Genomic DNA, 24,655 nt, shown 5'->3' on the forward strand with positions numbered 1-24,655 from the left:
CGAGTCGGCATATGACGACTCGGCGGGATTTCGGCGTCTCTTTGCGCCGGCTCGGCGGGATTTCGGTGTCTCTTTGCGCCGACTCGGCGGGATTTCGGCGTCGAACGGCCGTTCAACATCCTCCGCGTGGGCTCTTGACAAGGGGTGGCCGCGAGGAGAACCGTTTCGGATGATGCGACGCGCGTTCGCATCGTGCACGTCGCACCGCCATCGCCACGACTCTTAGACCCACTCGTAGATCACTCTTAGACCCACTCGTAGACCCACTCGTAGACCCAGGAGACGCTCATGCCGGCACGCAAGGTCATCATCACCTGCGCGGTGACCGGGTCCGCTCACACGCCGACCATGTCCCCCAACCTCCCCTACACCGTGGAGGACGTCGTCAGCCAGTCCGTGGACGCGGTGGCGGCCGGCGCCTCGATCATCCACCTGCATGCGCGCAACCCGCACGACGGCAGTCCGACCGCCGACCCCGCGGTGTTCCTGGAGTACCTCAAGGGCATCAAGGACTCCACCGACGCGGTCGTGTCCATCACCAGCGGCGGGGGCACCGGCATGTCGGTCGAGGACCGCCTCAGGGTCATCTACGAGACCCGGCCCGAGCTGTGCACCCTCAACCTCGGCACGTTCAACTACGGCAGCTTCCCGATGATCCCGAAGTACGCCGGGCAGTGGAAGTACGACTGGGAGGAGCCCTACCTCGAGAGCACTCGGGTCGAGCCCTTCGTCAGCACCTTCGCCGACATCGAGCACATGCTCACCGACGTCCGCAAGCAGACCGGCTCGCGCTTCGAGTACGAGGCCTACGACATCGGCCACCTCTACACGCTGGCCTACTACCTCGAGGCCGGCCTGGTCGAGCCGCCGATCTTCCTCCAGACGATCATGGGCGTGATGGGCGGCATCGGCGCGACGGTCGAGCACCTCGCCCACATGCGGTCGACCGCCGACCGCCTGCTCGGCGACGCCTACGAGTGGTCCGTGCTCGGCGCGGGTCGGCACCAGTTCGAGATGATCACCGCGTCGGCCGTGATGGGCTCGCACGTCCGGGTGGGACTCGAGGACGGCCTGTTCATCGGGCGCGGTGAGCTCGCCGAGTCGAACGCGCAGCAGGTCGCCAAGATCAGGCGGATCCTCGCCGAGCTCTCGATCGAGCCCGCGACGCCCGACGAGGCGCGGGCGATCCTCGGACTCAAGGGCCTCGACCAGGTCGGCTGGTGAGCGGCCGGCCGGCACCGGACGCCGTCCGGACGGTCACCGTTGTCGGCACGGGCGTCATCGGGGGCGGCTGGGCCGCCCACTTCCTGCGACGCGGGTACGACGTCGTCGCGTGGGACCCCGGGCCGGGCGCGCGCGAGCGCCTGGCCGCGATGCTGGACAACGCCTGGCCGTCGCTGGAGCGGCTGGGCCTGTCCGAGGGCGCGAGCCGCGACCGCCTGCGCTGGGCCGACACCCTCGAGGAGGCGCTGGCCGACACCGACTTCGTGCAGGAGTCCTCGCCCGAGGTACTCGATGCCAAGCGGTCGCTGCTGGCCCAGATCGACAAGGCGACCAGCCCGGCCGTGGTGGTGGCGTCGAGCACCTCGGGGCTGCTGATGACCGACATGGCCGTCGACTGCGTCAACCCCGGCCGGTTCCTGGTCGGGCACCCGTTCAACCCGCCGTACCTGATCCCGCTGGTCGAGGTCTGCGGCGGACTGGAGACCGATCCGGGCGCCGTCGCGTGGGCCGACGAGTTCTACACCCTGGCCGGCAAGAGGTCGTTGAAGATGGACCACGAGGTACCCGGCTTCGTCGGCAACCGAGTCCAGGAGGCGCTGTGGCGTGAGGCGCTGCACATGGTCGAGTCGGGCCAGGCCACGGTGCAGCAGATCGACGACTCGATCGCCTACGGCCCTGGTCTGCGCTGGGCGATGATGGGCCCGATGCTGACGTTCCACCTGGCCGGCGGGCCCGGCGGGATGGGCCACATGCTCGACCACTTCGGGCCCGCCCTGCTCGAGCCGTGGACGCGGCTGGAGGCGCCCGAGCTCACCACCGACCTGCGCGACCGCGTGGTCGCGGGGGTCGAGGAGGAGGCCGCGGGGCGCACGGTGGCACAGCTGGAGCGCAAGCGCGACGCGTTCCTGGTCGACCTGCTGCTCCTGCTGGAGAAGTACGACGACGACAGCGATGCCTGAGTCCTCGACCGTCGCCGGTGCGCCGTTCACGGCGTACCGCGAGCAGGTGCGACCGGAGTGGCTCGACTACAACGGACACCTCAACGACGCCAGCTACGCGATCGTGCTGACACTCGCACACGAGCTGCTGCTCGAGCACCTCGGGTTGAGCACGGCGTACCGCGAGAGCCACCAGGCGTCGATGTTCACCGTCGAGATGCACCTGCGCTACCTCGCGGAGGTCAGCGCCGGCCAGACGCTGACCGCCTCGACGCTGGTGGTCGAGGCCGACCACAAACGGCTGCGCCTGCACAGCGAGCTGTCCGCCGACGGCGTCCTGGCCGCCACCGGAGAGTGCCTGTACCTCCACGTCGACACCGCTGTCGGGCGCACGGCTCCCCTGCCCGACGACCGCCAGGCGGCGCTGGCCGCGCTGCGCGACGCGCATGCAGGTCTCCCCCGGCCGGAGCACCTGGGGCTCGGCGTCGGAGCGCGGCCATGAGTGAGACGTCGGCGTCCGGTCCCCAGCGCGTCACGACGCCGAACGAGGGTCGTCGCGCCGCCGAGTGGGACGACTCCGCGGTGATCGAGGCGCCCCTGCGTCTGCACGAGACCACGGCTCCGCCGGAGTGGATGGACTACAACGACCACATGAGCGAGTCGTGCTTCCTGCTCGCCTTCGGCGACAGTGCCGACGTGTTCTTCCGCTACCTCGGCATCGACGAGGCCTACCGCGCGGGTGGCCACTCGCTCTACACGTCGCAGACCCATCTGCACCACCGCCAGGAGGTCGCGCTCGGCGAGCCGCTGGTGATGACGTTGCAGCTGCTCGACCACGACCACCGGCGCCTGCACCTCTACCACGAGATGCGGCACGGCCGGACCGGCGACCTGATCGCCATGGCCGAGCAGCTGCTGGTGCACGTCGACATGGAGGCCGGTCGCTCCTCGGACCTGCCCGAGGAGCTCTACGCACGCGTCTCGGCCATCCGGCAGGCTCACTCCGCGCTGCCGCAGCCGGACGTGGTCGGCCACCCGATCGCCATCAGGCACAGCACGTAACCACCACGAGGAGCAGTCATGGAATTCGGGCTGGACGACGAGCAGCGCGCCATCGTCGACACAGTGCGGACCTTCGTCCAACGAGAGCTGTACCCCCACGAGGACGAGGTCGACCGCCTCGGCGACGTCCCGGCCGAGCTGGTCACCCACATCCGCAAGCGGGCGATCGACGCCGGTCTGCACGCCGCGAACATGCCGGAGGACATCGGCGGCGGCGGGCTGGACGCCGTCAGCATGACCCTGGCCGAGCGCGAGCTGGGCAAGGCGAGCTACGCCCTCCAGTGGCTCGTCGCCCGCCCGGGCAACATCCTCCAGGCCTGCGAGGGCGACCAGCGCGAGCAGTACCTGCTCCCCGCCGTTCGGGGCGAGCGCTACGACTGCCTGGCGATGACCGAGCCGGGCGCCGGCTCCGACGTCCGCGCCATGACCACCCGGGCGGTGCGCGACGGCGACGACTACGTCATCGACGGCACCAAGCACTTCATCAGCCACGCCGACAAGTCCGACTTCGTGGTGCTGTTCGCCAGCACCGGCACCGAGGAGGTGCGTGGCCGCAAGGTCAACCTGATCACCGGCTTCCTCGTCGACCTCGACGCCGCCGGGTTGTCCGTCGTACCCGGTCCGGACAGCGTCTCCCACCGCGGGTACCACCACAGCGAGCTGGTCTTCGAGGGCTGCCGGGTGCCGGCGGCCAACCGGCTCGGCGAGGAGGGCCGCGGCTTCGACCTGATGGGCGAGTGGCTCGGGGCCAGCCGGCTGACCGTGGCGGCGTGCAGCGTCGGTCGTGCCCGGAGGGTGTTCGACACCGCCACGCAGTGGGCCGCCACCCGCGAGCAGTTCGGCCAGCAGATCGGCAAGTTCCAGGGCGTGAGCTTCCAGCTCGCCGACATGGTCACCGAGCTCGAGGCCGCCGAGCTGCTCACCCTGCGGGCGGCCTGGAGGCTCGACCAGGGCAGCATGACCGACCAGGACGCCGCGATGGCCAAGGTGTTCGCCTCGGAGATGCTCGGCCGGATGACCGACCGGGCGCTCCAGATCCACGGCGGGGCGGGACTCATGTCGGAGCTGCCGGTCGAGCGCTGGTGGCGCGACGCCCGCGTCGAGCGCATCTGGGACGGCACCAGCGAGGTGCAGCGGCACATCATCAGCCGGTCTCTGCTGCGCCCGCTCGGCTCCTGAGGCCGCAGGTGGTCGAGCGCACTCGACTGCGGCGGCTCCTGGACCCCGCAGCCATCGCCGTGATCGGCGGCCGGCCCGCCGAGGTCGCCGTGCAGAACAGCATCGCCATCGGGTACGCCGGCGAGCTCTGGCCGGTCAACCCCACCCGCGACCAGCTGGGTGGGGTGCCGTGCTTCCCGGGCCTCTCCGATCTGCCCGGAGTCCCCGACGCGGCGTTCGTCGCGGTCAACCGAGAGCGGTCGGTCGAGCTCGTGCGCGAGCTGGCCCGGCTCGGCGTCGCCGGCGTCGTCTGCCACGCCTCGGGCTTCGCCGAGGACGGCGAGGACGGCGGGGAGCTCCAGCGCGAGCTCGTGGACGCGGCCGGCGACATGGCGCTGGTCGGCCCCAACTGTCTGGGCTTCGTCAACTATCTCGACGGCGTCGCCCTGTGGCCCGAGCAGCACGGCGGCGTACGCGTCGACCGCGGGGTCGCGATCATCGCCCAGAGCGGCAACATCACCGAGAACCTCACGATGCAGCGTCGTGGCCTCCCGGTCGCCGCGATCGTCACCATCGGCAACAGCGCGGCCACCGGCGTGGTGGAGCTGATGGAGGCGTTCCTGGACGATCCCCGCATCACCGCGATCGGTCTGTGCCTGGAGGAGATCCCGGAGGTCTCCGCGTTCTCCCGCGTGGCTGGCGAGGCGCTGCGCCGCCGGGTGCCGGTGGTCGCCCTGAAGTCCGGCTCGTCCGACCTGGGCGCCCAGGTGACGCTGAGCCACACCAGCTCGCTGGCCGACTCCGACGTGCTCGTCGACGCGCTGCTCGGACGGCTCGGGATCGCGCGGCTGCACGAGGTCGACACCTTCTTGGAGACGCTCAAGCTGATGCACGTGCACGGCTGCCGACCCGGCACGGCCATCGCGTCGGCGAGCTGCTCCGGTGGGGAGGCGGCCCTGCTGGCCGACGCCGCCGAGCGCATCGGGCTGTCGATGCCGGCCCTGCCCGACGGGGTGCGAAGCCGCCTGCACGATGTCCTGGGCGACCGCGTCGCCGTCCGCAACCCGCTCGACTACCACACCTACATCTGGGGCGACGGCGAGCAGCTGACCGAGTGCTTCACGGCTCTGCTCGACACCGGGCTCGACCAGCACCTGCTGATGCTCGACTTCCCGCGCGCAGACCGGTGCGACGTCAGCGAGTTCGAGACGACGGTGGCGGCGTGGGAGGCTGCCCAGCGCAAGACCGGCGCCCGGGCCTGCGTGGTGTCGTCGCTGCCGGAGTCGATGCCCGAGGACGTCGCCCGGCGGCTCGTGGAGGCCGGCATCGCCCCGATGCAGGGCATCGCCTCCTGCCTGGCCGCGATCTCGGCCTCGGCACGGGTCGGGGCCGCCCAGGCATCCGCGGACGGGCTCCGGCTGCTCCCGGCCGCACCCGGCCCGGCGGTCGGCCCGGTGACCACCTGGGCCGAGGTCGACGCCAAGGCCGCCCTCGCGGCGTACGGCGTGCCGGTGCCGGCGTCGAAGCTCGTGGGATCGCCCGCCGAGGCGGCAGAGGCGGCCGGGTGGATCGGCTTCCCCGTGGTGCTGAAGGCGGTCGCCGAGGGACTCGCGCACAAGTCGGAGGTCGGCGGCGTCGTCGTGGGTCTCGCCACCGGTGACGACGTACGCCGCGCCGCGCTGGGGATGTCAGGCGTCGCCGAGCGGCTGCTGGTGGAGCGGATGGTGCCGGGGGCGGTTCTCGAGCTGCTCGTCGGCGTCCAACGCGACCCCCGGCTCGGGCTGGGCCTGACCCTCGCCGCCGGCGGGGTGCTGGTGGAGCTGGTCGACGACTCCGCCACCCTGCTCCTGCCGACCACCTCGGCCGACATCCGTGCGGCGCTGACCGGGCTGCGGATCGGGCCGGTGCTCGAGGGCTTCCGCGGGCGCCCGGCCGACCTGGATGCGGTCGTCGCGGCCGTCGAGGCGGTCGCGGCGTACGCCGTCGACCACGCCGACCGACTGGTCGAGATCGAGGTCAACCCGCTGCTGGTACTGCCCCGGGGGGCGATGGCGGTCGACGCGCTGATCCGGTTGGCTGAGCCTCCGGCGGAGCCCCAGGAGGAACCGTGAGCCAAGCAGTCCGCACCGACGTCGTCGACGGCGTCCTCGTCGTCACCCTGGACCGGCCCAGCGCGAACGCGATCGACGTAGCGACCAGCCTGGCGCTGTACGACGCCTTCGCGCGCCTCGAGCGCGACCCCGAGCTGCGCGCGGGGATCGTCACCGGCGCGGGCGAGAGGTTCTTCTCTGCGGGGTGGGACCTCAAAGCCGCGGCGGCCGGCGAGGCGGTCGACGCCGACCACGGACCGGGTGGCTTCGCCGGGCTCACCGAGCTCTTCGGGCGCACCAAGCCGGTCATCGCGGCGGTGAACGGCCTGGCGCTGGGAGGCGGGCTCGAGCTGGCCCTCGCCGCCGACCTGCTGGTGATGGCCGACCACGCGGAGATCGCACTGCCCGAGGTGCGGGTCGGTGTCGTCGCCGACTCGGGCGGCCTGCTGCGGCTTCCACTCCGGCTGCCGGACGCCGTCGCGCGGGAGATGCTGCTGACCGGGCGCCGGATGGCGGCCGAGGAGGCCGCTCGCTGGGGTCTGGCGAACCGGGTGGTCCCGGCGTCGCAGCTCCTCGATGCCGCCCTCGGTCTCGCGGCCGAGATCGTCGCCGGGGCGCCGCTGGCCGTGGCCGCCGTGCAGGAGGTGCTCGCCGCGACCGCGGGGCTCGACGTCGCGAGCGGGTTCGCGCGGATGCGCTCGGGCGAGCTCGCGGCGTACTCCGCGATGCTCGCCTCGGCCGACGCCGAGGAGGGCCCCCGCGCCTTCGCCGAGAAGCGCCCCCCGCACTGGCAGGGCCGCTAACCCACGCCGAGTCGGCGCAAACGTACGCCGAAATCGCACCGAGTCGGCGAAAAGATACGCCCAAAACACGCCGAGTCGTCATAGGACGACTCGGCGTTCAGGACGGCTCGGGCTCGCCCATCCGGACCACGATCACGCCGCCGAGGAGCAGGACCCCGCCGAGCAGCTGGATCAGGTGGGGCAGCTGACCCAGCAGCAGCCACGCGAACACGACGCTGAACAGCACCTCCAACAACCCCAGGAACGACGCCAGCCGAGGGCCGAGGGCGCGACTGGCGAAGACCCCGGAGACATAGGAGACGGCCGCCGTGACCACGCCGAGCGCGAGGACCGCGACCCACCACCCGACGCGGACCCGGTCGTACGACGCCGGCGAGGTCGACGCCGACATGTCCACGAGGCCGACGAGGCCGGCGAGCCCGAGCAGGACCGAGCCCACGGTCAGCCCGCCGGCGGCGAGCACGATCGGGGGCAGGCCGTTCTCCTCCCCGGAGGAGACCACGAAGAAGAACGCACACCCGACCATGCCTCCGAGCGCCCACAGGACCCCGACTCCGTCGACCGACCCTGCCGCGAACACGTCCAGCACCAGCAGTAGCCCGGCTACGGCGACAGCGGCTCCGACCAGGGTGAGCCCGGACGGGGCCTGGTGGTGGCGGGCCCACATCCAGCACACGACGGCGACCGGCGCGACGTACTCCACCAGGATCGCGATGGCGACGGGCAGCCGCTCGACGGCGTTGAAGTAGGAGTACTGGCAGCCCGCGACCGCGACCAGTCCGAAGACCACGAGGAACCCGGCGTTGGCGCGCAGCAGGTGCCAGCGGCCACGCAGTGTCATCGCCGCCGGACCGGCCAGGGCCACGGCCCCGACCCCGATCCGGCACAGGACGAGCGCGGCCGGCGACCAGCCCGCGTCGAGCAGCCCCGACGCGAGGGCCCCGGAGAGCCCGAACGACCCCGCCGCGAGGACGGCCCAGGCCACCCCCACCTGACCTCGACGCGACCGGGTCACCGCCGCCACGTCATGCGTCATCGTCGCCATGGCTCATGACACTAGGAGCCCTTGGTGTAATCTGTCAACGTGCTTTTCACCCATGACACCGAGGCGGCCCTCCTGGCTGCGGTGGCCTTGGCGAACTCCGCCGAGGAGCCGGACACCCTGACCACGACCGGTGAGCTCACGGCGTTCCTCGACGCCCACGAGTTCACCGGGGCCAGGATCGGCGACCAGGCCGAGCTGGCCGGCGTCCGCGACCTGCGACCCCGCCTTCGCCTCCTGCTCACCAGCGACCGCGACGACGCTGCGGAACTCGTCAACCTGCTGCTGGGCGAGGAGCACGCCCTCCCCCAGCTCGTCCGGCACGGCGATCACGACTGGCACATCCACGCGGTCGCCCCCGATGCGCCGCTGGCCACCCGGATGGCGGTGGAGGCGGCGATGGCGATGATCGACGTGATCCGGGCCGACGAGATGTCGCGGCTCGGCGTGTGTGCCGACACCGACTGCAACGGGCTGGTGCTCGACCTCTCGCGCAACCGGTCGCGCCGCTTCTGTAGCACCACCTGCGGCAACCGCGCCGCCGTCGCGGCCTACCGCGCTCGACAACGCTGAGGGTTCCGGACGCGGGTCGTCCGCTTTGCTGGCTACCGTGACGTCATGGCTATCGCACGCTTCCCCAGCATCGTCCTGGACTGCGCCGACCCCAGACCCGTCGCCGACTTCTACGGCGCGCTGCTGGGCTGGGACGTCGAGGCCTCCGCCGAGTGGGCCGACGTCAAGTCACCGGACGGACAGCAGTGCCTGTCGTTCCAGCCGGTCGCGGACTACCGGGCCCCGCGGTGGCCCGGGCAGGACCTGCCCCAGCAGATGCATCTCGACGTCATGGTCGAGGACCTCGACGAGGCCGAAGCAGCGGTGGTGCAGCTGGGGGCGACCAAGCACGACCACCAGCCGGGTACGACGTTCCGGGTCTTCCTCGACCCGGCCGGTCATCCCTTCTGCACCTGCGTGAGCTGACCCGTGGGGCTCACGGTCCGTGCCCTCACTCCCGAGACGTGGGAGGCCTTCGCCGACCTCGTGGAGCGTCACAACGGCGTCTTCGGCGGCTGCTGGTGCACGTGGTTCCACACCATGAACGACGAGAAGACGCGCACCTACGAGGGCAACCGCGAGCTGAAGGAGCGGCTCGTCCGCGAGGGAAGGGCCCACGCCGCGCTCGTCTTGGACGGCGACACGGCCGTGGGCTGGGCGGAGTACGGCAGCTGTGCGGAGCTGCCCAACATCTACCACCGCAAGCAGTACGACGAGGAGGCCGAGCTCCGCCCCGACTACCGGATCACCTGCATCTTCACCGACAAGCGTCACCGCCGTCGCGGCGTGTCCAAGCTTGCGCTCCGCGGAGCGGTCGACCTGATCGCCGAGGCCGGAGGAGGTGTCGTCGAGGGCTACCCCCACGATCCGCAGGGCAGGCGGGTCGCCACTCTCTACAACGGCACCCGGGCGATGTTCGAGGAGGCCGGCTTCGACCTCGTCCGGGCGAAGGGCCAGCGCAACACCGTCATGCGCCGGAACGTGGCCCCGAGACAGGCGTAGAACGCGTTCCTCAACCCCCGAGCCAACGGCGGAGCACCTCGGTGAACACCTCGGGCCGCTCCGAGTGCACCCAGTGTCCGGCGCCCTTGACCCTCACCAGCCGGTTGGTCGGGAACCAGCGGTCCATCGCCTCGGCGTACTCGGGCTTGACGTAGTCCGACCGGGCTCCGGCCAGCCAGAGCACCCGACCGCGGTACGGCGCGGTGCCCGCCAGCTGCTCCGCCGGCCAGCCTCCGATGATCGGGAGGTCCCGGCCGAGAACCTCGAGGTTGGCCTGCCAGCGCCAGCCCTCGCCGTCCCGGCGGAGGTTCTGGAGCAGGAAGGCCCGCACCGTCGGGTCGGGCACGGCGGGGGCGATGGCTGTCTCCGCGTCGGCTCGCGACGTCAGCGCTTCGAGGTCGAGCCCCCGCATCGCGGCGACGTAGCCCTCGAACTGCGACAGGTGGTCGTAGGCGACCGGCGAGACGTCGACGACGCAGAGCCGCTCGATGAGCTCGGGATGCCGCAGCGCCATGACCATCGCGACCTTGCCGCCGAGCGAGTGCCCCACCAGTGCGACGGGGTCAGTGGTGTCCAGGAGCTCGGCGACCTGGTCCGCGACGCGCAGGTAGTCGAAGGCGTCCTCCCACCCGGAGCGCCCGTGCTGGGGCAGGTCGAGGAGGAGCACCCGGTGTCGGTCGGCCAGGCTCTTGCCGACCTCGGTCCAGTTCCGCCCCTGCCCGAAGAGCCCGTGCAGGAAGACGACCAGCGAGCCGTCGTCGCCGATCGCCCTGGTGTACGTCAGCACCACCGGCGGACGCCGTGCCTGGTCAGGTCGACATCGCGGCGGACGACCGAGATCTGGTCGCCGAAGTGCTGGCACGTCCAGCGGAACGCCCGGTTGTGGTACTCCACCGCCAGCACGTGGTCGCCATAGCTGTGGACGTACGACGCGCACTCGCGGTACTGCCCGCACTGCTCGGCGACCGCGAAGTCGAAGCCGACGCTGGTGCCGTCCCACTCCGCCCAGTTCTTCTGCGCGGCGGCAAGGCCGTCGGCATGGGCGCGCTTCACGAGCAGCGCGGCGTACGCCTTGTTGTCGCGGCGGGAGAGCAGGTGATGGCTCCGGCTGAACGAGTCGAGGTTGTCGTACTCCACGGCCTGGAAGCCCCTGGCGGCACACCCGGCGGTCCAGCGACCCATGATCTTCGCCAGCGCATGGCGCTTGGCGGCGGTGCGGGTGTCGAGCAGCCACTCGCCCCACACGGAGTCCGTCACCGGCTTCCCGGCGTCCTTGAGGACTAGCCTCCGGTGACGGCGCCAGAACCGCTTCTGCTCGACCTGGGTCTGGTAGCCGTTGACGTAGCAGACGTTGTAGACACCGGCCAGCGGCTTCGCCGTCCGGTCACGCTCCACGATGCCGACGTGCGCGGGCACGGGACGGGCACCGCCGAGCTGGTAGTCCCAGTCGGCGCGCAGGGGTGGCAGCGTGATCGCACTCGCCGCCGACGACCCCGACGACCCCGACGACCCCGACGAGGCAGCGGGGACTGACGCCGACGACGGCGGCGCACCCAGTCCCAGCCCCAGTCCCAGCCCCAGTCCCAGCCCCAGTGCCAGGCCCAGTGCCAGGCCGGGCAGGGCCAGGAGCGTCGACAGGCTGGTGCGCATGCCCGAGGGTCCCACGTCAGAGGTCCTACCCGTCGACGAGGTGCCCGATCCCGTCGCCGGTTCCCCGGTCCGGGTCGCCGAGCCGCTGACCGGGAAGCCCGTGAAGTCCGGCGTCAGGACTCCCCCGCAGCCCGCAGCGCACGCCCGCCCAGCTCGGCCAGGGAGTCGCGCAGCTCGACGGGCTCCTGGACCTCGAACTCCCAGCCCAGCAGGGAGAGGTGGAACGCCAGCGCGTACAGCGACTCGGCACCGGCCTCGAGCAGCGTGGTCCGGTCGTCGACCGCGGTGAGGATCACCGAGCGGACGCTCGTGCGCTCGGCGACCTCACGCAGCGGCGCGTGGACGAGCACCCGCGCCTGGAAGCGGTACGCCGCGCTGGCGACGCCGCGCTGGACGAACGCCGCCGGGTCCTCGTGCTCGCGGGTTCGGAACCGCCACGTCGTGGGCTCGACCCGGGTCATCCGGTCGAGCCGGAAGGTGCGCCAGTCGTCGCGGTCGACGTCGTAGGCCATGAGGTACCACCGGCGTCCGGTGGCGACCAGACCCACCGGCTCGACCGTGCGCCGGGTCGGTGTCTTGTCGCGCGACTCGTAGCGGAAGCGGACCCGCACGCCGTCGCGCACCGACCGGGCCAGGCGGAGCAGGGCCTCGCCGTCGACGGTCGCCTGCCCGTGGTCCAGGGTCTGGGTCGCGTCGTGGATCGCCCGGACCTCGCCGCGCAGACGTGGCGGCATCACCTGGTCGAGCTTGGTCAGGGTGCGCAGCGCCGCCTCGCTGGCGCCCGAGACCGTGCCGCCGGCGGCCATCCGTAGCGACACCGCGACCGCGACCGCCTCGGCGTCGTCGAGCAGCAGGGGCGGCAGCGCCTTGCCCCGCCCGAGCTGGTAGCCCCCGCCGATCCCCTGGGTCGCCTGCACGGGGTACCCCAGCGCTCGCAGCCGCTCGACGTCGCGCCGGATGCTCCGGGTGGTGACGCCGAGGCGCTCGGCGAGCTCGGGGCCGGTCCAGACCGGTCGCTGCTGGAGCAGCCCCAGCAGGCGCAGGACGCGTTCGGTGGTCTCGGCCATGCGACGGAGTCTGCCAGAGGTAGCGGACAGATCCTGTCCTGTTTTGGCGGGAGACTTGGCGCAAGCCACCCACCACCCGAGGAGACACCCATGGCCCTCCACGTCCCGCCCGTCGCGAACGAGACCGACGCGATCCTCACCTTCCTCGCCCAGGCCCAGGACGCCTTCCGCGTGCTGCTGCACGGGCTCAGCTCGCAGCAGGCCTCGCTCGCGCCGAGCGCGTCGTCGCTCTCGGTCGGCGGCCTGGTCAAGCACGCGACCGGCGTGCAGCGGGGCTGGCTGGCCAGCGCCGAGGCCGCCCCCTCCCTGCCGGGAGAGTCCGACCGGTCCGACCGCGTCGACGACTACCTCGAGGGCTTCACCTTCCGCGAGACCGACTCGATCGACGCCCTGCTGGCGGAGTTCGACGAGGTGTCCGCAGCACTGCTCGACGCCGTACGCCGCCTCGACCTCGACACCCCGGTACCGGTGCCGGAGGCGCCGTGGTTCCCCCAGGACGTCGAGGCCTGGACCGTCCGCTGGGTGTGGTGGCACGTGATGGAGGAGCTGACCCGGCACGCCGGCCACGGCGACATCGTCCGCGAGACCCTCGACGGCGCCACGATGTACGCACTGGTCGCAGCGCGCGACGGGCTCCCCGACCTGCCCTGGCTGAAGGCCTGGAAGCCCGCCGCCACCGTCTCGGCATGAGCGACCCGGACCGGGCGACCAGGGGCTGGAACGCGCGCCTGCGCGACCAGGTCGACGTCCACTACCGGCCGATGTTCGGGCCGCGGATGGCCGGGCTCACCGACGCGGAGTACCTCTGGGAGCCCGTCCCAGGCGCGTGGAGCGTCCGCCCGCGTTGCACCAGCACCTCGGCGGCCCCGATCGGCGCCGGCGACCTCGTCCGCGACGACGCCGCCGGCGAGCCCGAACCGGCCCCGGCCACGACGATCGCCTGGCGGGTCGCCCACCTGACCGTCGAGTGCCTCTCGATGCGCACCATGAGCCACCTCGGCGGACCCGCCGTGCACTGGGAGACCTGGGAGCACACCGACCGGGCCGACGAGGGGCTCGCCCAGCTCGACACGGCGTACGACGCCTGGTCGGCGGGTGTCGAGTCCCTGGGCTACGACGGTCTGCTGTGGCCGTGCGGGCCGGCCGAGGGGCCCTTCGCCGAGGCAGTGCGAGACCTGTACCGCGCAACCACCGAGGAGAGCCGATGAGACCCGAGTTCCAGGTGACCTTCGACGCGGCGGACCCGCTCGCCCAGGCGAGGTTCTGGGCCGCGGCCCTCGGCTACGCCGTGCCCGGGCCGCCGGGGGTCACCCTCGCCGACGGGCAGGACCCGATCGAGGCGTGGCTGGGCTTCCTGGAGCGGGCCGGCGTTCCGGCCGACCAGCGCGACCGCGCCGCCGCGATCGAGGACCCCGACGGCCTGAGACCGCGGGTCTTCTTCCAGAAGGTGCCGGAGCGCAAGACCGCCAAGAACCGTCTGCATCTCGACGTCCGCGCGGCACCCGGCCTCGACGACGAGCAGCGGATGCCGACGCTGGAGACGGAGTGCGAGCGCCTCGTGGCTCTCGGTGCGACCCGGCTGCGCCGCTCCGAGCCGGACCCGCCGATGAGCAAGGGGTTCATCGTGATGGCCGACCCCGAGGGCAACGAGTTCTGCCTCGACTGAGCAAGTTCCGACACGTCAGCTGGCGATGTCGCGATGCTCGGCGAGGTAGCGCTCGACCCGGCGGTCCGGGACGAGCCAGATCAGGGCGACGACGACGAACGGCGCCAGGCCGAGCCACGGCTCGACGAACGCCAGCAGGATCCCCGCGACGTAGATCACCGGCGAGAGCTTGCCCTTGAGGTCGGTGCCGACGACGTCGCGGAGCCGTGGTCCGGTGGCGGGCAGGCGCATCATCCGCAGCTGGAGGACGTAGTAGGCCACCGCGGCGCCCAGCAGGTTGACGCCGTAGACGACGGTCGGGGTGCGGGCGACGTTCGACTCGTCCAGCCAGGCCGTCGTGAACGGGTAGAGCGAGAGCCAGAACAACAGGTGCAGGTTGGCCCAGAGCACCGAGCCGTCGACGTAGTCGACGATCTGGAACATGTGGTGGTGGTTGTTCCAGTAGATCCCGATGTAGACGAAGCTCAGCACGTAGGTGAGCAGCCCCACGCCCGCGTAGTGCCACAGGTCGTGCAGGTGCGTGTGGTGCTCGGGCGGCACCTTCAGCTCCAGCACCATCACCGTGATGATGATCGCCAGCACACCGTCGCTGAAGGCCTCCAGTCTGCCGGTGGTCATGGTCAGGCGCTGTAGTCGCGGAACCCGCGCTTGGTCTTGCGCCCGAGGTAGCCGGCCGTGACCAGGTGCTCCAGCAGCGGGGCCGGCGCGAAGCCCGGCTCGCGGAACTCCAGGTAGAGCTCGCGCTGGATCGCCAGCGAGACGTCGTTGCCCACCACGTCGAGCAGCTCGAAGGGTCCCATCGGCAGTGCGCATCCCAGCTTCATCGCGGTGTCGATGTCGTCGGCCGTGGCGTAGTGGGCCTCGAGCATCTTGACCGCGTCGTTGAGGTAGGGGAACAGCAGCGCGTTGACGATGAACCCGGCCCGGTCGCCGCACGACACGGCCACCTTGCCCAGCGACTCGCACAGGGCGACCGCGGTCTCGTGCACGTCGTCGGCGGTGGTCACCGTCGAGACGACCTCGACCAGCTGCATCACCGGCGCGGGGTTGAAGAAGTGCAGCCCGATCACGTCCTGCGGCCGCTTGGTCGAGATGGCCAGGGAGATCACCGGCAGGCTGCTGGTGGTGGTCGCCAGGATCGCACCGGCGCCACCGTCGCCCTGCCGGCAGATCTCGTCGAGGTTCTCGAAGAGCATGGTCTTGACCGCGAGATCCTCCGCGACCGCCTCGACGACGAGGTCGCACGTCGCGACGTCGTCGAGACTGGTGGTGCCGCGCAGATGCGCCAGCGCCACTGCCTTCGCGGTCTCCTCGAGCTTCCCGCGCTGGATGGCCTTGTCCAGCGAGCGCTCGACACCGGCCCGCAGCGCATCGACCTTCGCGGCCGAGCGCCCGACGTACGTCACGTCGTACCCGGCTCGGGCGAAGACCTCCACGATGCCGGTCCCCATCGTGCCGGTGCCGACCACCCCGACGCTGGTGACCGGTCGCCGCAGCTGCGGCCGGCGGTCGGAGTCGGGGGTCTGGGAGTCCGCGACGACGACGTGGCTGTCGGCCTCCTGGTAGGTGTAGAAGCCACGCCCGGTCTTGCGCCCGAGGAAGCCGGCGGTGACCAGCTGCTTGAGGATCGGCGTCGGCGCGTGCAGCCGGTCGCGGCCCTGCTTGTACATCGTGTCGAGGATCTCGTACGCCGTGTCCAGGCCGATCAGGTCCAGCAGCGCCAGCGGGCCCATCGGGTAGCCGCAGCCCAGCCGCATGGCGGCGTCGATGTCCTCGCGGGAGGCGAACCGCTGCTCGTACATGGACGCCGCGTGGTTGAGGTAGCCGAACAGCAGCGTGTTCGCGATGAAGCCGGCTCGGTCACCGCAGATGACCGGGCTCTTGCCGAGGCGGGCGACCAGGCTCTTGACGTCCTCCAGCACCTCTTCGTCGGTGACCACGGTGCGGACGATCTCCACGAGGTTCTGCACAGGCGCGGGGTTGAAGAAGTGGACGCCGATCACCCGGCCCGGGTGCAGGTTGGCCGTGGAGATCTCGGTGACGCTGAGGCTGGAGGTGTTGGTGGCCAAGATGGCATCCGGCTTCACGATGCCCTCGAGCTCGCGGAAGATCGACTTCTTGATCTCGATCGACTCGACGACCGCCTCGACCACGAAGTCGGCATCGGCGAGGTCGGTCAGGTCGGTCGTGAACGACACGCGTCCGACCAGCTCCGCCTGGTCCTCGACACTGAGCTTGCCGCGGGCGACGGCGCGCCGGGTCGAGTGCTCGAGGTGCTGCCGGCCGCGGTCGACGGCATCGTCGGTGACCTCGACCCCGACGACCGAGAAGCCGTTGCGGGCGAAGACCTCGGCGATGCCGGCCCCCATGGTGCCCAGCCCGACGACGCCGATCGTGGCGAACCTACGGCGGGACTCGGGTGCGGCGGCATCGGTGGGGCTGCTCGTCATGAGGCGCATCCTTCCATGCAGCCGGTCGCCGTCACCGCGAGGTGGCTCACAGACTCGGCGCTCGCACGGGGCGCGATGCTGTGGCCTGATCGAGACCGAAACGTGCCCCCAGCGAGGCCGCGGCGTCCTAGGGTCGGCCCTGCCCCTGGGGACGGAGGTGGGCCATGGGTCGGGTGCCGGCGGACACCGCCCCGGCGGTCGTCCTCGCGGCTGCCCTCAGCGCGTGGGGCGCAGCCGACGACGCCGCCGTGGTACGGCGGGGTCGCGACTCGTCCTGGGTCGGGGCCGCGTCATGACCGCCACCGGGCGCCGCGTCACGAGTCTCCTCGGAGTCACCGCGCTGGTCCTCTCCGGATGCGGTGGGCACAGCCACAGCACCCCCCGGACGGCGCGGTCGACCAGGATCACCAGCGTTCCCAACATCAGGCTCGGGTTCGACCCCGTGGCCCGCGGTCCGATCACCATCCGTGGGGCCGTCAAGGGCGGCACTGTCACCGTGCTGACCAGCCACGGCCTCGGTGGCTCACTCGACCCGACGGCGGCCTCTGCCCCCGATGTCGTCTCGATCCTCAGCGGCCTGGTCACCCGCTCGCTGACCCAGTACCGCTACGACCCGATCGCCAAGCAGATGGTGCTGGTGCCGGACCTCGCGACGAATCTCGGACAGCACAACGAGGACTACACCAGGTGGGACTACACGATCCGCCCTCAAGCTCGGTTCGAGGACGGGTCGCGGGTCAGCGCCTGGGCCGTAGCCCGCGGGATCCGCCGTTGCCGTGACACACGGGAGTTCCCGACCAGCCCCTGTCGCGGCGTCCCGATCCGCGAGGTGAGGGTCCGAGGCCACCACGAGGTGGACGTCTTCCTCACCAGGAGCTATCCGACCTTCCCCTATCTCGCGACCTTGCCCGCCCTCGGGCCGATGCCGCTCGGCGGCGAGGCCGACCCCGCGACGTACGCGCGCCATCCGCTTGCGACCGGGCCCTACCGGATCAGCCGCTACCGCCGGGGTCACCGGCTGGTGCTGGTCCGCAACCCCCAGTGGGACCCGGCCACCGACCCTGGCCGCACGGCGTACCCCACGTCGTACGACGTGCGAGCCGGCCTGTCCGACCGCCAGATCGACCACCTGCTCCGCGCCGACCAGGGCTCGGCGCGCACGACGCTCACCTACGACTCCGTGCCGCCGCACCGGTTGCTGAGCTCTCGGGAGCGTCAGCGCCGCCTGGTCGAAGGAGTGACGCCGTGCACGACGTACCTCGCGCCCGACAACCGCGTCATCACCGACCCACGAGTACGTCGAGCCCTGATCTGGGCCTATCCCTACCGCACGATGCTCCGGCTCGAAGGGCTCACGCCCGGCGTGACCGCCGTGCCGGCCACCAACCTGTTGCCACCAGGGATCGGCGGGAGGGTCCCGGTCACCGTGCGTGGGCACCGGGGCTTCGCCACCCAGCCGCTGGTGTCTCGGCGCATCCTCGCCAACGCCGGGGCGCTCGGCACACCGCTCACCCTCGCCTGGGGTCCGGGCACGCCGACCGGCGGCCGCGAGCGGGACGTGTTGCTCGCCGCGCTACGCCGCGGCGGCTTCGCGCCGCAGGCGGTCGGGCCGGGCGTGGCAGCCGCCGCCGACCTCCAAACCCGCACCTGGTGCGGCTCGTGGCCCGACGGCAGCGCCTGGCTGGAGCCGCTCTACCAGCCCGCCTCCGGCGCCGACGTCGAGCACTTCACCAGCAGCTACGTCGGTCATCAGGTCGACCGCATCGAGCACGCGCCTCTCGACGAGCAACCCCCGTGGTGGAACAGGCTCGACCACACGGTGCTGCGTCGCTGGCAGCCGATCGTGCCGGTGTGGTACGTCGGCGTCGCCATGGCCCACGGGTCGGCGATCCAGGGGATGGCCGACGACACCGTCCTGGGCATGCCGACCTGGACGGGGCTGTGGGTCACGCAGTAGAGACCCGACCCGGACCTCGACCTACTTGGTGCCGACCCTGTTGACGACCTTGTTGACGACCCGGACCGAGGTCGACCGCCTGTTGCCCGCGGCGTCCTTGGCCACCACCTTGATCCGGTGCTTCCCGAGGCTCTCGGAGAACGTGTCCTTGAACTTCGCGACCGTGCCGCCCTTGCCGACCTTGAGCTTGACCCGGTGACCGTTGACCAGCACCGTGACCGGCAGGCCGTTCGCGCCGGCGCTCACGACGCCGGAGACGGTGGTCTTGGTCCCCTTGATGACGTCGCCACTGCTCGGACGGACGATCTTCGGGGCCGGCATCATGTCCCGCTGGGCCTTCGCACCGAGCGCCTGCGCGCCGGTCGTGAGCAGAGCGCTGCTGTCGGCGAAGCCGAGGCGAGCGGACCCGCCTCGAGGGACGACGAGCCGGTAGTCCATCTCGAAGAGCCCCTCGGCGACCGGCGCCCAGACGAGCCGGGACGGCCTCCGCGACCACGACACGGCCTGGACGCTCACGCTCGGGTCACCCTGGTTCGCCAGCCGGTCGGCCGTGACGAGCATCGTGCCGGCGCCCTGGTGACCCAGGCGGGTCACCTTCTGGCCCGGCGTCGAGTCATGGAATGCCGACTCCCCGTGGTAGCGGACTCCCAGCAGTCCCTGGGCGTTCACCGCGATGTTGCACAGGTAGGCGAGCTTGAGGACGTGCCGACGACCGTCGGTCGAGCGGTACTCGTCGCGGACCCGGACCTGCCCGTCCTTCAGCACCGTCGACACCCGCCGTAGCTCGACTCCCGAAGGCGTCAGCACGCACGTTCCCGACGACGGCGGCCATTGCGCGCCGGTGGCACACCGGTCCAGGGGCTCCACGTCGGTCCACCGGACGGTGTTGGCCTTGGTCGCATGGAACGTCGAGCTCACCGCCGAGATCGGAGTGAGGCCGAAGGTCTGGTCGTCCGGCGGCGGAATCGCCTGGTGGCCGTCCACCACGACCGAGGAGCCCGTGTTGCGCACGTTGTTGGCCAAGGAGAGCAGGCAGCCGCCCGTTCCGCCGATCGTGGTCTCGTCGGCGCTCGTGCTCGCCAGGGCGACGATGGCGCAGCTGCCGGCGGCGCTGGCCGAAACACCGGTGTGGCCGGCACTCGCCGAGATGGCGAAGTTCGACGTGGTCCGCTCCCAGGTGTCGAGGTTCACCACCGGTCCGGCATAGGACGCGAGGTAGTCGTCCAGCGGGTTGACGCCGTCCGGCAGGGCACGAAGACGGCAGTGCGAGGAGCCGCTGGGGACCGGGACGGTGGACCGGAACGCACCCGAGGACACCTTCACGGCAGTGGCGACGGTGATCGACGTGACGGCGGGGCCGTTGCTGCTGCTCAGGCAGTAGACGTTGACCTCGGAGACGTCACCAGACGCGGTGCCCTTGATGGTCCAGTGGCCCTCGGCGCCCACCTGGCTGAGCACGACCTTGTCGTTGACCGGCGCGGTGATCGTGGTCCGGGTCCCGGCGCCGGGCGCGGCCTGCGCCGGGAGCTGCGCGGCCAGGGCGAGTGCCACACAGCCCGCAGCGGCGCCGGCGAGCAGCCGTCGGGTCTGGGACGTCGACGTGGGCATCACTTGTTCCTCACCGTCACCGAGGTGCTGCGCTTGTTGCCGCCGGCGTCCGTCGCGACTGCCGTGAGCGTGTGCTTGCCGGGCGGCTCGTGGAGAACCACCTTGAACGTCGCCCGGGAGGCGCCCGACGCCGTGATCGTCGCCGGCTGCCCCTCGACCCGCACCGACGCCGGGAGACCGTTCACCCCCGCGCGGAGGATCCCCTTGACCACCGTCTTCCTGCCGTCGACCACGGCACCCTTCTTCGGGCTCGTGATCCGGGGGAAGGACATCACCGAGGAGACGGCGGCCCTGCCCAGGCGCTTCGCTGTCGAGGTGCGCTCGCCGAGACTGTCGGTGAATCCGAGTGTGGCCGAGCCGTGCTTGTGCACCTTGAGGGAGTAGCTCGCGCCGAACAGCGAGGCGTCGGTCGTGGAGAAGGCCACGTGCGTCGGCGGCCTCGACCAGGTCACCGCCCGGGTGCTCGCCTGGGGGTCACCCTCGACCGCGAAGCGGTCGGAGCGCACCAGCACGGTCCCGGCGCGCTTCGGCAACCCGGTGACCGGCTGCCCCTTGGTGGAGCCGTGGAACCCGGCGCCGCGGCCCGGGAAGGCGAAGCCGAGGCCACCGGTGGGCGGCGCGACGAAGCCCATGGAGTACGTCGTGCGAACCCGGTGCTGGCGGCCGTCGGTCGAGGCGAAGGAGTCCTGGAGGCGGACCTGCTGGCCGTTGGCGGTGAAGGTGCCGGACCGGGTGAACGTGACGCCCGTCGCGACCACCGAGCCGCACTGCCCCGCGGAGGGTGGTGGGAAGGCGTCGCTGCCCGAGCACCGGACGAGGGGCGCGGACTCGGTCCAGGTGACCCGGCCGCTCCTGGCGGCGTGGATGTGCAGGCGCAGCGAGGTGCTCGAGGCCAGGCTCAGGGTCGCGTACGGCAACAGCGCGGTGTGGCCGTCGACCCGCAGCGGGCTGCCGGCCACGTCGGAAGCGCCGAGGTTGGCGACACATCCACCGAGCTCGGAGCGGACGGCGAGGTTGTCCGCGACCGTGCCCATCGCCGCGTCGCCGCAGCTGGCGGCGCTGTGCACCTCGAAGGAGCCGGTGCCGCTGCCTCCGGCGAGGTCGAAGTCGAAGGTCGAGGATCCCTGGGTGAGCCGCTCGACCCGGTCCAGGTGGAGCACCGGGCCCGAGAACATCGACACGTCGCCCTCCACCGGGTCGTGGAACGGGATGGCTCGCAGGCGGCAGACGGGGCTCGCGCCGCCGGCGTCGGGCACCGGGACCGTGGTGGAGAAGGCCTTGTTCGTGACGGTGACGTTCGTCGCGACGGGGGTTGCGGTGACGTTGCCCTGGGGGCCGCTGAAGCAGTAGAGGTCGACGAACGAGACGCCCACGGACGTGCGCCCCGCCAGCTGGAACGTCGGGGAACCGCCCCGGTCGAGGAACGTCGCGCCGTTCGTCGGCGAGGTGATCTTGGTGAAGTCGGGGTTCGCGCCGTGCGCCGGGACCTGGAGCATCAGGGCCATGGCCCCGCCGCCGGCCAGCGCGACGAGCCTGCGGGCTGTCGAGTGAGCCATCCTCGGAGCGTAGGCGACCGAGGGTCCTCGATGGCGGAAGCGCTATCGCCTACTTTGGGGAATTGTGCCTGGTGTGCCGCGCCGGAAGAGCGCTGCATGGGCCCGTGCTCCGGGTGCGTGCTCGGGGCGCGGAATCGTGCGGTCGAACGTTTGGGTGCGGGGCACTAGGGAAGCACTGGTCAATCCCGCCTGCTGCGCGCCGCGATACGCGCACGCCTCGCGACGCTCGCGACGGCGCCATTGGTCAGCACTTCGCTAGGCCGCGAGCCGCACGACGTCGTCGGCACACCCCCACGACAGCGTGACTCCCGCGCCGCCGTGCCCGTAGCAGTGGACGACGTCGCCGACCCGCTCCAGCCGTACCTCGGGCCGGGCCGGCCGCAGACCGACCTTGTGGCGCAGGACCTTCGCACCGGCGAGCCGCGGCACCAGCTCGGTGGCCCGGCTGAGGATGGCGTCGGCGACCTCGGGCGACGGGGTCCGGCTCCACTCCCCCTCGTCGTCGGTGCCTCCGAGGACGATGTCGGTGACGCGCGGGATGACGTAGGTCGGCACGCCGCCGGCCTCTCCCTCGGCCAGCCACCACTCCTCCAGCCCGACCTGCTCGACCACGACGACCTGTCCGCGCACCGGCATGCTCGTCAGGTCCGTGGCGAGCCGGCGGGACCCGAGCCCCGAGCAGTTGACGACCAAGGGCGCCTCGGGCAGCCCGGCCAGCGCCAACCGCGTCAGCGTGCCCCCGGCGTCGAGCACCTGCTGGGTCAACCACGACAGGTAGCGCGACATGTCCACGATCGGGGTGCGGAACGACCACGCGTCGGCGTACGGCGCACGCGGCTCGACCCGCTCGAGCGACGGCACGGCGTCGATCCACCAGGGATCGGGCATCGGCCTGGACAGCAGCTCGGTGCCCCACCGCATCAGCACCCCGTCGGCCCCGCGCTCGGCGAGCCTGGCGAACTCGTCGTACGTCGTCCTGCCCCAGGCGGTGACCTTGTCCTGGGGAGACGCGAGGTAGGGATACCAGATGGCGGCCGCGACGCTGGAGGTGGTCTCCAGCGGCAGGTCACGAGCGACCACGTCGACGCGATGGCCCGCCTGGAGCAGGCGCAGCGCACAGCTCAGCCCGATCACCCCAGCCCCGACCACCACGATCCGGCCCGGTCGCTGTGCCATGCGGCTGAGTCTGCCGCACGGGGTAGGGTCCTCGCCCGTGAGGTTGGTCGTCGCACGCTGCCAGGTCGACTACGCCGGGCGCCTCACCGCCCACCTGCCGGTGGCCACTCGGGTCCTGATGATCAAGGCCGACGGCTCGGTGCTCATCCACTCCGACGGCGGCTCCTTCAAGCCCCTGAACTGGATGTCGCCGCCCTGCTCACTGCGCGAGGGGGTCGACGACGACGGCACGACCCTGTGGACGGTCACCAGCCGGGCGAGCGCCAAAGGTCCCGAGGACACCCTGCGGATCCGGGTCGAGGAGATCCTCAGCGACACCTCGCACGACCTCGGCCTCGACCCGGGCCTGCGCAAGGACGGCGTCGAGAAGCACCTCCAAGAGCTCCTGGCCGACCACCCGGCCCACCTCGACGAGGGCCTCACCCTGGTACGCCGGGAGTACCCCACGGCGATCGGCCCGGTCGACCTGATGTGCCGCGACGCCGCGGGCGCCTCGGTGGCGGTGGAGATCAAGCGGCGCGGCGAGATCGACGGGGTCGAGCAGCTGACGCGCTACCTCGAGCTACTGAACCGAGACCCGCTCTTGACGGTCAAGGGGCCGGTGCGAGGGATCTTCGCGGCCCAGGAGATCAAGCCGCAGGCCCGGGTCCTGGCCACCGACCGTGGCATCGCCTGCGCGGTCGTCGACTACGACGCCCTGCGCGGCCTCGACGACCCGTCGTCCAGGCTCTTCTGACTTCTCCGGCTTCTCCACGGCCCGCGGACATCGCCGTACCCCTTGGAATCAGCTATCCAGGGTCCTCGGCATGGCCACCGATACCGACCTCCCGCGCGGGGTGACCCGTCTGGAGAGCGTGACCCAGTCGGTCTAGGAGATCCTCGGCGACACCCAGGCAACCCTGCGGGACCACTCCCAGCGGTTCGACCGACTCGACGCCAGCCTCGACCTCATCGACGCCCGGTTCGACGGGGTCGAGACGACCTTGGTCGAGGTCCTGCGCCGACTCCCCGAGGCTTCCTGACCTCGGCGACTCGGTCACGCCGGTGCCGTGGCCCCCGATCGCCGGAACAGCTCGGCGAGCAGGTGCGCGTAGCCGAGGGCGTCGTCGATGGCGCGGTGGGTGTGCGGCACGTCTCCGAGCCATGCCGGGGGCAAGGTCGACGCGCTCATCTCTCGCACCGCCCGGCCGAGCACCGCAGCCGCGTAGGACCGCAGACACAGAGTGTCGTGGAAGACCTGCTCGGCCTCCGGCGCGTAGAGCCCGGCCAGCAGCTGCCCGGCGGTGAGCTCTTGGAGGTAGTGGTCGATCCAGGCGCCGTCGAAGGCGACCGGGTGCGCGGCGAAGACGCGTCGCCCCGGGATCGCCCGGACGAACGCGAGGAAGTCGGCCATCACGGCTGCCGGCTCCCGAGGGTCGTGGGTGGCGGCGGCCAGCGCCTCCGGCTCGTCGTTCTCGAACCACGCCCGCACCTGCGGGTCCCACGTCGCGCCGGGCAGCTCGGCCAGCACCGCCTCGAACCGACCGCGCTCCTCACCGCTCGCAGCGACGGCGACCGTGGCGAAGGCGAGCATCGAGTGGACGCCGGGCCGAAAGCCGGAGCACTCGATGTCGGTCACGAAGTAGGTGGCGTCGTCCATGGTTCGAGCCAACCA

General features: G+C 71.6%; 25 protein-coding genes. 15 read left to right on the forward strand and 10 right to left on the reverse strand.

What is annotated here, in order from left to right; genetic code table 11:
• The first annotated feature begins 288 nt into the window (after positions 1 to 288).
• The 7 genes from VHW64_RS13470 to VHW64_RS13500 are packed head-to-tail and all read left to right on the forward strand — an operon-like array spanning position 289 to position 7,275.
• Positions 289 to 1,224 carry a 3-keto-5-aminohexanoate cleavage protein gene (locus VHW64_RS13470; protein WP_329651078.1) on the forward strand — a complete coding sequence of 312 codons (936 nt, stop codon included), beginning with the start codon at positions 289 to 291 and terminating at the stop codon, positions 1,222 to 1,224.
• Entirely contained in the window at positions 1,221 to 2,183 is a 963-nt protein-coding gene (locus VHW64_RS13475; protein ID WP_329651079.1) for a 3-hydroxyacyl-CoA dehydrogenase NAD-binding domain-containing protein, read from the forward strand. Before VHW64_RS13470 ends, VHW64_RS13475 begins: the two co-directional genes overlap by 4 nt.
• Entirely contained in the window at positions 2,176 to 2,664 is a 489-nt protein-coding gene (locus VHW64_RS13480; protein WP_329651080.1) for a thioesterase family protein, read from the forward strand. The genes VHW64_RS13475 and VHW64_RS13480 overlap by 8 nt, the downstream gene beginning before the upstream one ends.
• Positions 2,661 to 3,224 (forward strand): thioesterase family protein, encoded by a 564-nt coding sequence (locus VHW64_RS13485; RefSeq protein WP_329651081.1) that lies wholly within the window; start codon positions 2,661 to 2,663, stop codon positions 3,222 to 3,224. Before VHW64_RS13480 ends, VHW64_RS13485 begins: the two co-directional genes overlap by 4 nt.
• Positions 3,225 to 3,242: 18 nt before the next feature.
• The gene (locus VHW64_RS13490; RefSeq protein ID WP_329651082.1) at positions 3,243 to 4,403 is read left to right on the forward strand and encodes an acyl-CoA dehydrogenase family protein; all 1,161 of its coding nucleotides are present in this window, start codon (positions 3,243 to 3,245) and stop codon (positions 4,401 to 4,403) included.
• An 8-nt stretch (positions 4,404 to 4,411) separates the two neighbouring features.
• Positions 4,412 to 6,493 (forward strand): acetate--CoA ligase family protein, encoded by a 2,082-nt coding sequence (locus VHW64_RS13495; protein ID WP_329651083.1) that lies wholly within the window; start codon positions 4,412 to 4,414, stop codon positions 6,491 to 6,493.
• A complete protein-coding gene (locus VHW64_RS13500; RefSeq protein WP_329651084.1) occupies positions 6,490 to 7,275 on the forward strand; it encodes an enoyl-CoA hydratase-related protein in 786 nt (261 codons plus the stop codon). Before VHW64_RS13495 ends, VHW64_RS13500 begins: the two co-directional genes overlap by 4 nt.
• A gap of 97 nt (positions 7,276 to 7,372) precedes the next feature.
• On the opposite strand, the gene VHW64_RS13505 is transcribed toward VHW64_RS13500, so the two are convergent.
• Positions 7,373 to 8,320, reverse strand: coding sequence for a DMT family transporter (locus VHW64_RS13505; protein WP_329651085.1), 948 nt, complete (start codon positions 8,318 to 8,320; stop codon positions 7,373 to 7,375).
• 39 nt (positions 8,321 to 8,359) lie between these two features.
• Between VHW64_RS13505 and VHW64_RS13510 the strand changes: the two genes are divergently transcribed.
• Genes VHW64_RS13510 through VHW64_RS13520 form a run of 3 tightly spaced genes read left to right on the forward strand, consistent with a single transcriptional unit; the run spans position 8,360 to position 9,871 of the window.
• Positions 8,360 to 8,890 (forward strand): CGNR zinc finger domain-containing protein, encoded by a 531-nt coding sequence (locus VHW64_RS13510; RefSeq protein ID WP_329651086.1) that lies wholly within the window; start codon positions 8,360 to 8,362, stop codon positions 8,888 to 8,890.
• A gap of 45 nt (positions 8,891 to 8,935) precedes the next feature.
• Entirely contained in the window at positions 8,936 to 9,295 is a 360-nt protein-coding gene (locus VHW64_RS13515; protein WP_329651087.1) for a VOC family protein, read from the forward strand.
• Positions 9,296 to 9,298: 3 nt separating this feature from the next.
• On the forward strand, positions 9,299 to 9,871 hold the full coding sequence (locus VHW64_RS13520; protein WP_329651088.1) for a GNAT family N-acetyltransferase: 573 nt from the start codon (positions 9,299 to 9,301) through the stop codon (positions 9,869 to 9,871).
• A 10-nt stretch (positions 9,872 to 9,881) separates the two neighbouring features.
• Here VHW64_RS13520 and VHW64_RS13525 read toward each other — a convergent pair whose 3' ends face one another.
• The 3 genes from VHW64_RS13525 to VHW64_RS13535 form a co-directional block, all read right to left on the reverse strand.
• Positions 9,882 to 10,661 carry an alpha/beta fold hydrolase gene (locus VHW64_RS13525; RefSeq protein ID WP_329651089.1) on the reverse strand — a complete coding sequence of 260 codons (780 nt, stop codon included), beginning with the start codon at positions 10,659 to 10,661 and terminating at the stop codon, positions 9,882 to 9,884.
• Positions 10,652 to 11,536 (reverse strand): endo alpha-1,4 polygalactosaminidase, encoded by an 885-nt coding sequence (locus VHW64_RS13530; RefSeq protein WP_329651090.1) that lies wholly within the window; start codon positions 11,534 to 11,536, stop codon positions 10,652 to 10,654. Before VHW64_RS13530 ends, VHW64_RS13525 begins: the two co-directional genes overlap by 10 nt.
• 98 nt (positions 11,537 to 11,634) lie before the next feature.
• Positions 11,635 to 12,588 (reverse strand): YafY family protein, encoded by a 954-nt coding sequence (locus VHW64_RS13535; protein WP_329651091.1) that lies wholly within the window; start codon positions 12,586 to 12,588, stop codon positions 11,635 to 11,637.
• A 90-nt stretch (positions 12,589 to 12,678) separates the two neighbouring features.
• Between VHW64_RS13535 and VHW64_RS13540 the strand changes: the two genes are divergently transcribed.
• Genes VHW64_RS13540 through VHW64_RS13550 form a run of 3 tightly spaced genes read left to right on the forward strand, consistent with a single transcriptional unit; the run spans position 12,679 to position 14,254 of the window.
• Positions 12,679 to 13,278 carry a DinB family protein gene (locus VHW64_RS13540; protein ID WP_329651092.1) on the forward strand — a complete coding sequence of 200 codons (600 nt, stop codon included), beginning with the start codon at positions 12,679 to 12,681 and terminating at the stop codon, positions 13,276 to 13,278.
• Entirely contained in the window at positions 13,275 to 13,796 is a 522-nt protein-coding gene (locus VHW64_RS13545) for a DinB family protein (RefSeq protein ID WP_329651093.1), read from the forward strand. Before VHW64_RS13540 ends, VHW64_RS13545 begins: the two co-directional genes overlap by 4 nt.
• On the forward strand, positions 13,793 to 14,254 hold the full coding sequence (locus VHW64_RS13550; RefSeq protein ID WP_329651094.1) for a VOC family protein: 462 nt from the start codon (positions 13,793 to 13,795) through the stop codon (positions 14,252 to 14,254). The genes VHW64_RS13545 and VHW64_RS13550 overlap by 4 nt, the downstream gene beginning before the upstream one ends.
• Before the next feature lie 15 nt (positions 14,255 to 14,269).
• On the opposite strand, the gene VHW64_RS13555 is transcribed toward VHW64_RS13550, so the two are convergent.
• Positions 14,270 to 14,872: a TMEM175 family protein gene (locus VHW64_RS13555; protein WP_329651095.1), complete on the reverse strand. Its 603-nt coding sequence runs from the start codon at positions 14,870 to 14,872 to the stop codon at positions 14,270 to 14,272.
• Between the two features lie 2 nt (positions 14,873 to 14,874).
• A complete protein-coding gene (locus VHW64_RS13560) occupies positions 14,875 to 16,704 on the reverse strand; it encodes a 3-hydroxybutyryl-CoA dehydrogenase (RefSeq protein WP_329651096.1) in 1,830 nt (609 codons plus the stop codon).
• 292 nt (positions 16,705 to 16,996) lie between these two features.
• On the opposite strand from VHW64_RS13560, the gene VHW64_RS13565 reads away from it, so the two are divergent.
• Complete coding sequence (locus tag VHW64_RS13565; protein ID WP_329651097.1) at positions 16,997 to 18,661, forward strand: ABC transporter substrate-binding protein; 1,665 nt, start codon at positions 16,997 to 16,999, stop codon at positions 18,659 to 18,661.
• A gap of 21 nt (positions 18,662 to 18,682) precedes the next feature.
• Here the strand turns inward: VHW64_RS13565 and VHW64_RS13570 are convergent, their stop codons facing one another.
• The 3 genes from VHW64_RS13570 to VHW64_RS13580 all read right to left on the reverse strand — a co-directional run bounded on the left by VHW64_RS13570 (position 18,683) and on the right by VHW64_RS13580 (position 23,001).
• Positions 18,683 to 20,269 carry a hypothetical protein gene (locus VHW64_RS13570; RefSeq protein WP_329651098.1) on the reverse strand — a complete coding sequence of 529 codons (1,587 nt, stop codon included), beginning with the start codon at positions 20,267 to 20,269 and terminating at the stop codon, positions 18,683 to 18,685.
• The gene (locus tag VHW64_RS13575) at positions 20,269 to 21,825 is read right to left on the reverse strand and encodes a hypothetical protein (RefSeq protein ID WP_329651099.1); all 1,557 of its coding nucleotides are present in this window, start codon (positions 21,823 to 21,825) and stop codon (positions 20,269 to 20,271) included. Before VHW64_RS13575 ends, VHW64_RS13570 begins: the two co-directional genes overlap by 1 nt.
• 255 nt (positions 21,826 to 22,080) lie before the next feature.
• Positions 22,081 to 23,001 carry an FAD-dependent oxidoreductase gene (locus tag VHW64_RS13580; protein ID WP_329651100.1) on the reverse strand — a complete coding sequence of 307 codons (921 nt, stop codon included), beginning with the start codon at positions 22,999 to 23,001 and terminating at the stop codon, positions 22,081 to 22,083.
• A gap of 37 nt (positions 23,002 to 23,038) precedes the next feature.
• Here VHW64_RS13580 and nucS point away from each other — a divergent pair, with 37 nt between their 5' ends.
• Positions 23,039 to 23,737 (forward strand): endonuclease NucS, encoded by a 699-nt coding sequence (gene nucS, locus VHW64_RS13585; RefSeq protein WP_329651101.1) that lies wholly within the window; start codon positions 23,039 to 23,041, stop codon positions 23,735 to 23,737.
• A 300-nt stretch (positions 23,738 to 24,037) separates the two neighbouring features.
• Here nucS and VHW64_RS13590 read toward each other — a convergent pair whose 3' ends face one another.
• Positions 24,038 to 24,640: a hypothetical protein gene (locus tag VHW64_RS13590; RefSeq protein ID WP_329651102.1), complete on the reverse strand. Its 603-nt coding sequence runs from the start codon at positions 24,638 to 24,640 to the stop codon at positions 24,038 to 24,040.
• Positions 24,641 to 24,655 lie beyond the last annotated feature (15 nt).

It is taken from the genome of Nocardioides sp. (assembly GCF_036267815.1).
GTDB lineage: Bacteria > Actinomycetota > Actinomycetes > Propionibacteriales > Nocardioidaceae > Nocardioides.

Bases quoted from the DNA above. Each gene is read 5' to 3' on its own strand.
- VHW64_RS13470 (WP_329651078.1), top strand. From the start codon at position 289: ATGCCGGCACGCAAGGTCATCATCACCTGCGCGGTGACCGGGTCCGCT.
- VHW64_RS13480 (WP_329651080.1), top strand. From the start codon at position 2,176: ATGCCTGAGTCCTCGACCGTCGCCGGTGCGCCGTTCACGGCGTACCGC.
- VHW64_RS13485 (WP_329651081.1), top strand. From the start codon at position 2,661: ATGAGTGAGACGTCGGCGTCCGGTCCCCAGCGCGTCACGACGCCGAAC.
- VHW64_RS13490 (WP_329651082.1), top strand. From the start codon at position 3,243: ATGGAATTCGGGCTGGACGACGAGCAGCGCGCCATCGTCGACACAGTG.
- VHW64_RS13505 (WP_329651085.1), bottom strand. From the start codon at position 8,320: ATGGCGACGATGACGCATGACGTGGCGGCGGTGACCCGGTCGCGTCGA.
- VHW64_RS13515 (WP_329651087.1), top strand. From the start codon at position 8,936: ATGGCTATCGCACGCTTCCCCAGCATCGTCCTGGACTGCGCCGACCCC.
- VHW64_RS13535 (WP_329651091.1), bottom strand. From the start codon at position 12,588: ATGGCCGAGACCACCGAACGCGTCCTGCGCCTGCTGGGGCTGCTCCAG.
- VHW64_RS13540 (WP_329651092.1), top strand. From the start codon at position 12,679: ATGGCCCTCCACGTCCCGCCCGTCGCGAACGAGACCGACGCGATCCTC.
- VHW64_RS13545 (WP_329651093.1), top strand. From the start codon at position 13,275: ATGAGCGACCCGGACCGGGCGACCAGGGGCTGGAACGCGCGCCTGCGC.
- VHW64_RS13550 (WP_329651094.1), top strand. From the start codon at position 13,793: ATGAGACCCGAGTTCCAGGTGACCTTCGACGCGGCGGACCCGCTCGCC.
- VHW64_RS13555 (WP_329651095.1), bottom strand. From the start codon at position 14,872: ATGACCACCGGCAGACTGGAGGCCTTCAGCGACGGTGTGCTGGCGATC.
- VHW64_RS13560 (WP_329651096.1), bottom strand. From the start codon at position 16,704: ATGACGAGCAGCCCCACCGATGCCGCCGCACCCGAGTCCCGCCGTAGG.
- VHW64_RS13565 (WP_329651097.1), top strand. From the start codon at position 16,997: ATGACCGCCACCGGGCGCCGCGTCACGAGTCTCCTCGGAGTCACCGCG.
- VHW64_RS13570 (WP_329651098.1), bottom strand. From the start codon at position 20,269: ATGCCCACGTCGACGTCCCAGACCCGACGGCTGCTCGCCGGCGCCGCT.
- VHW64_RS13575 (WP_329651099.1), bottom strand. From the start codon at position 21,825: ATGGCTCACTCGACAGCCCGCAGGCTCGTCGCGCTGGCCGGCGGCGGG.
- VHW64_RS13580 (WP_329651100.1), bottom strand. From the start codon at position 23,001: ATGGCACAGCGACCGGGCCGGATCGTGGTGGTCGGGGCTGGGGTGATC.
- VHW64_RS13590 (WP_329651102.1), bottom strand. From the start codon at position 24,640: ATGGACGACGCCACCTACTTCGTGACCGACATCGAGTGCTCCGGCTTT.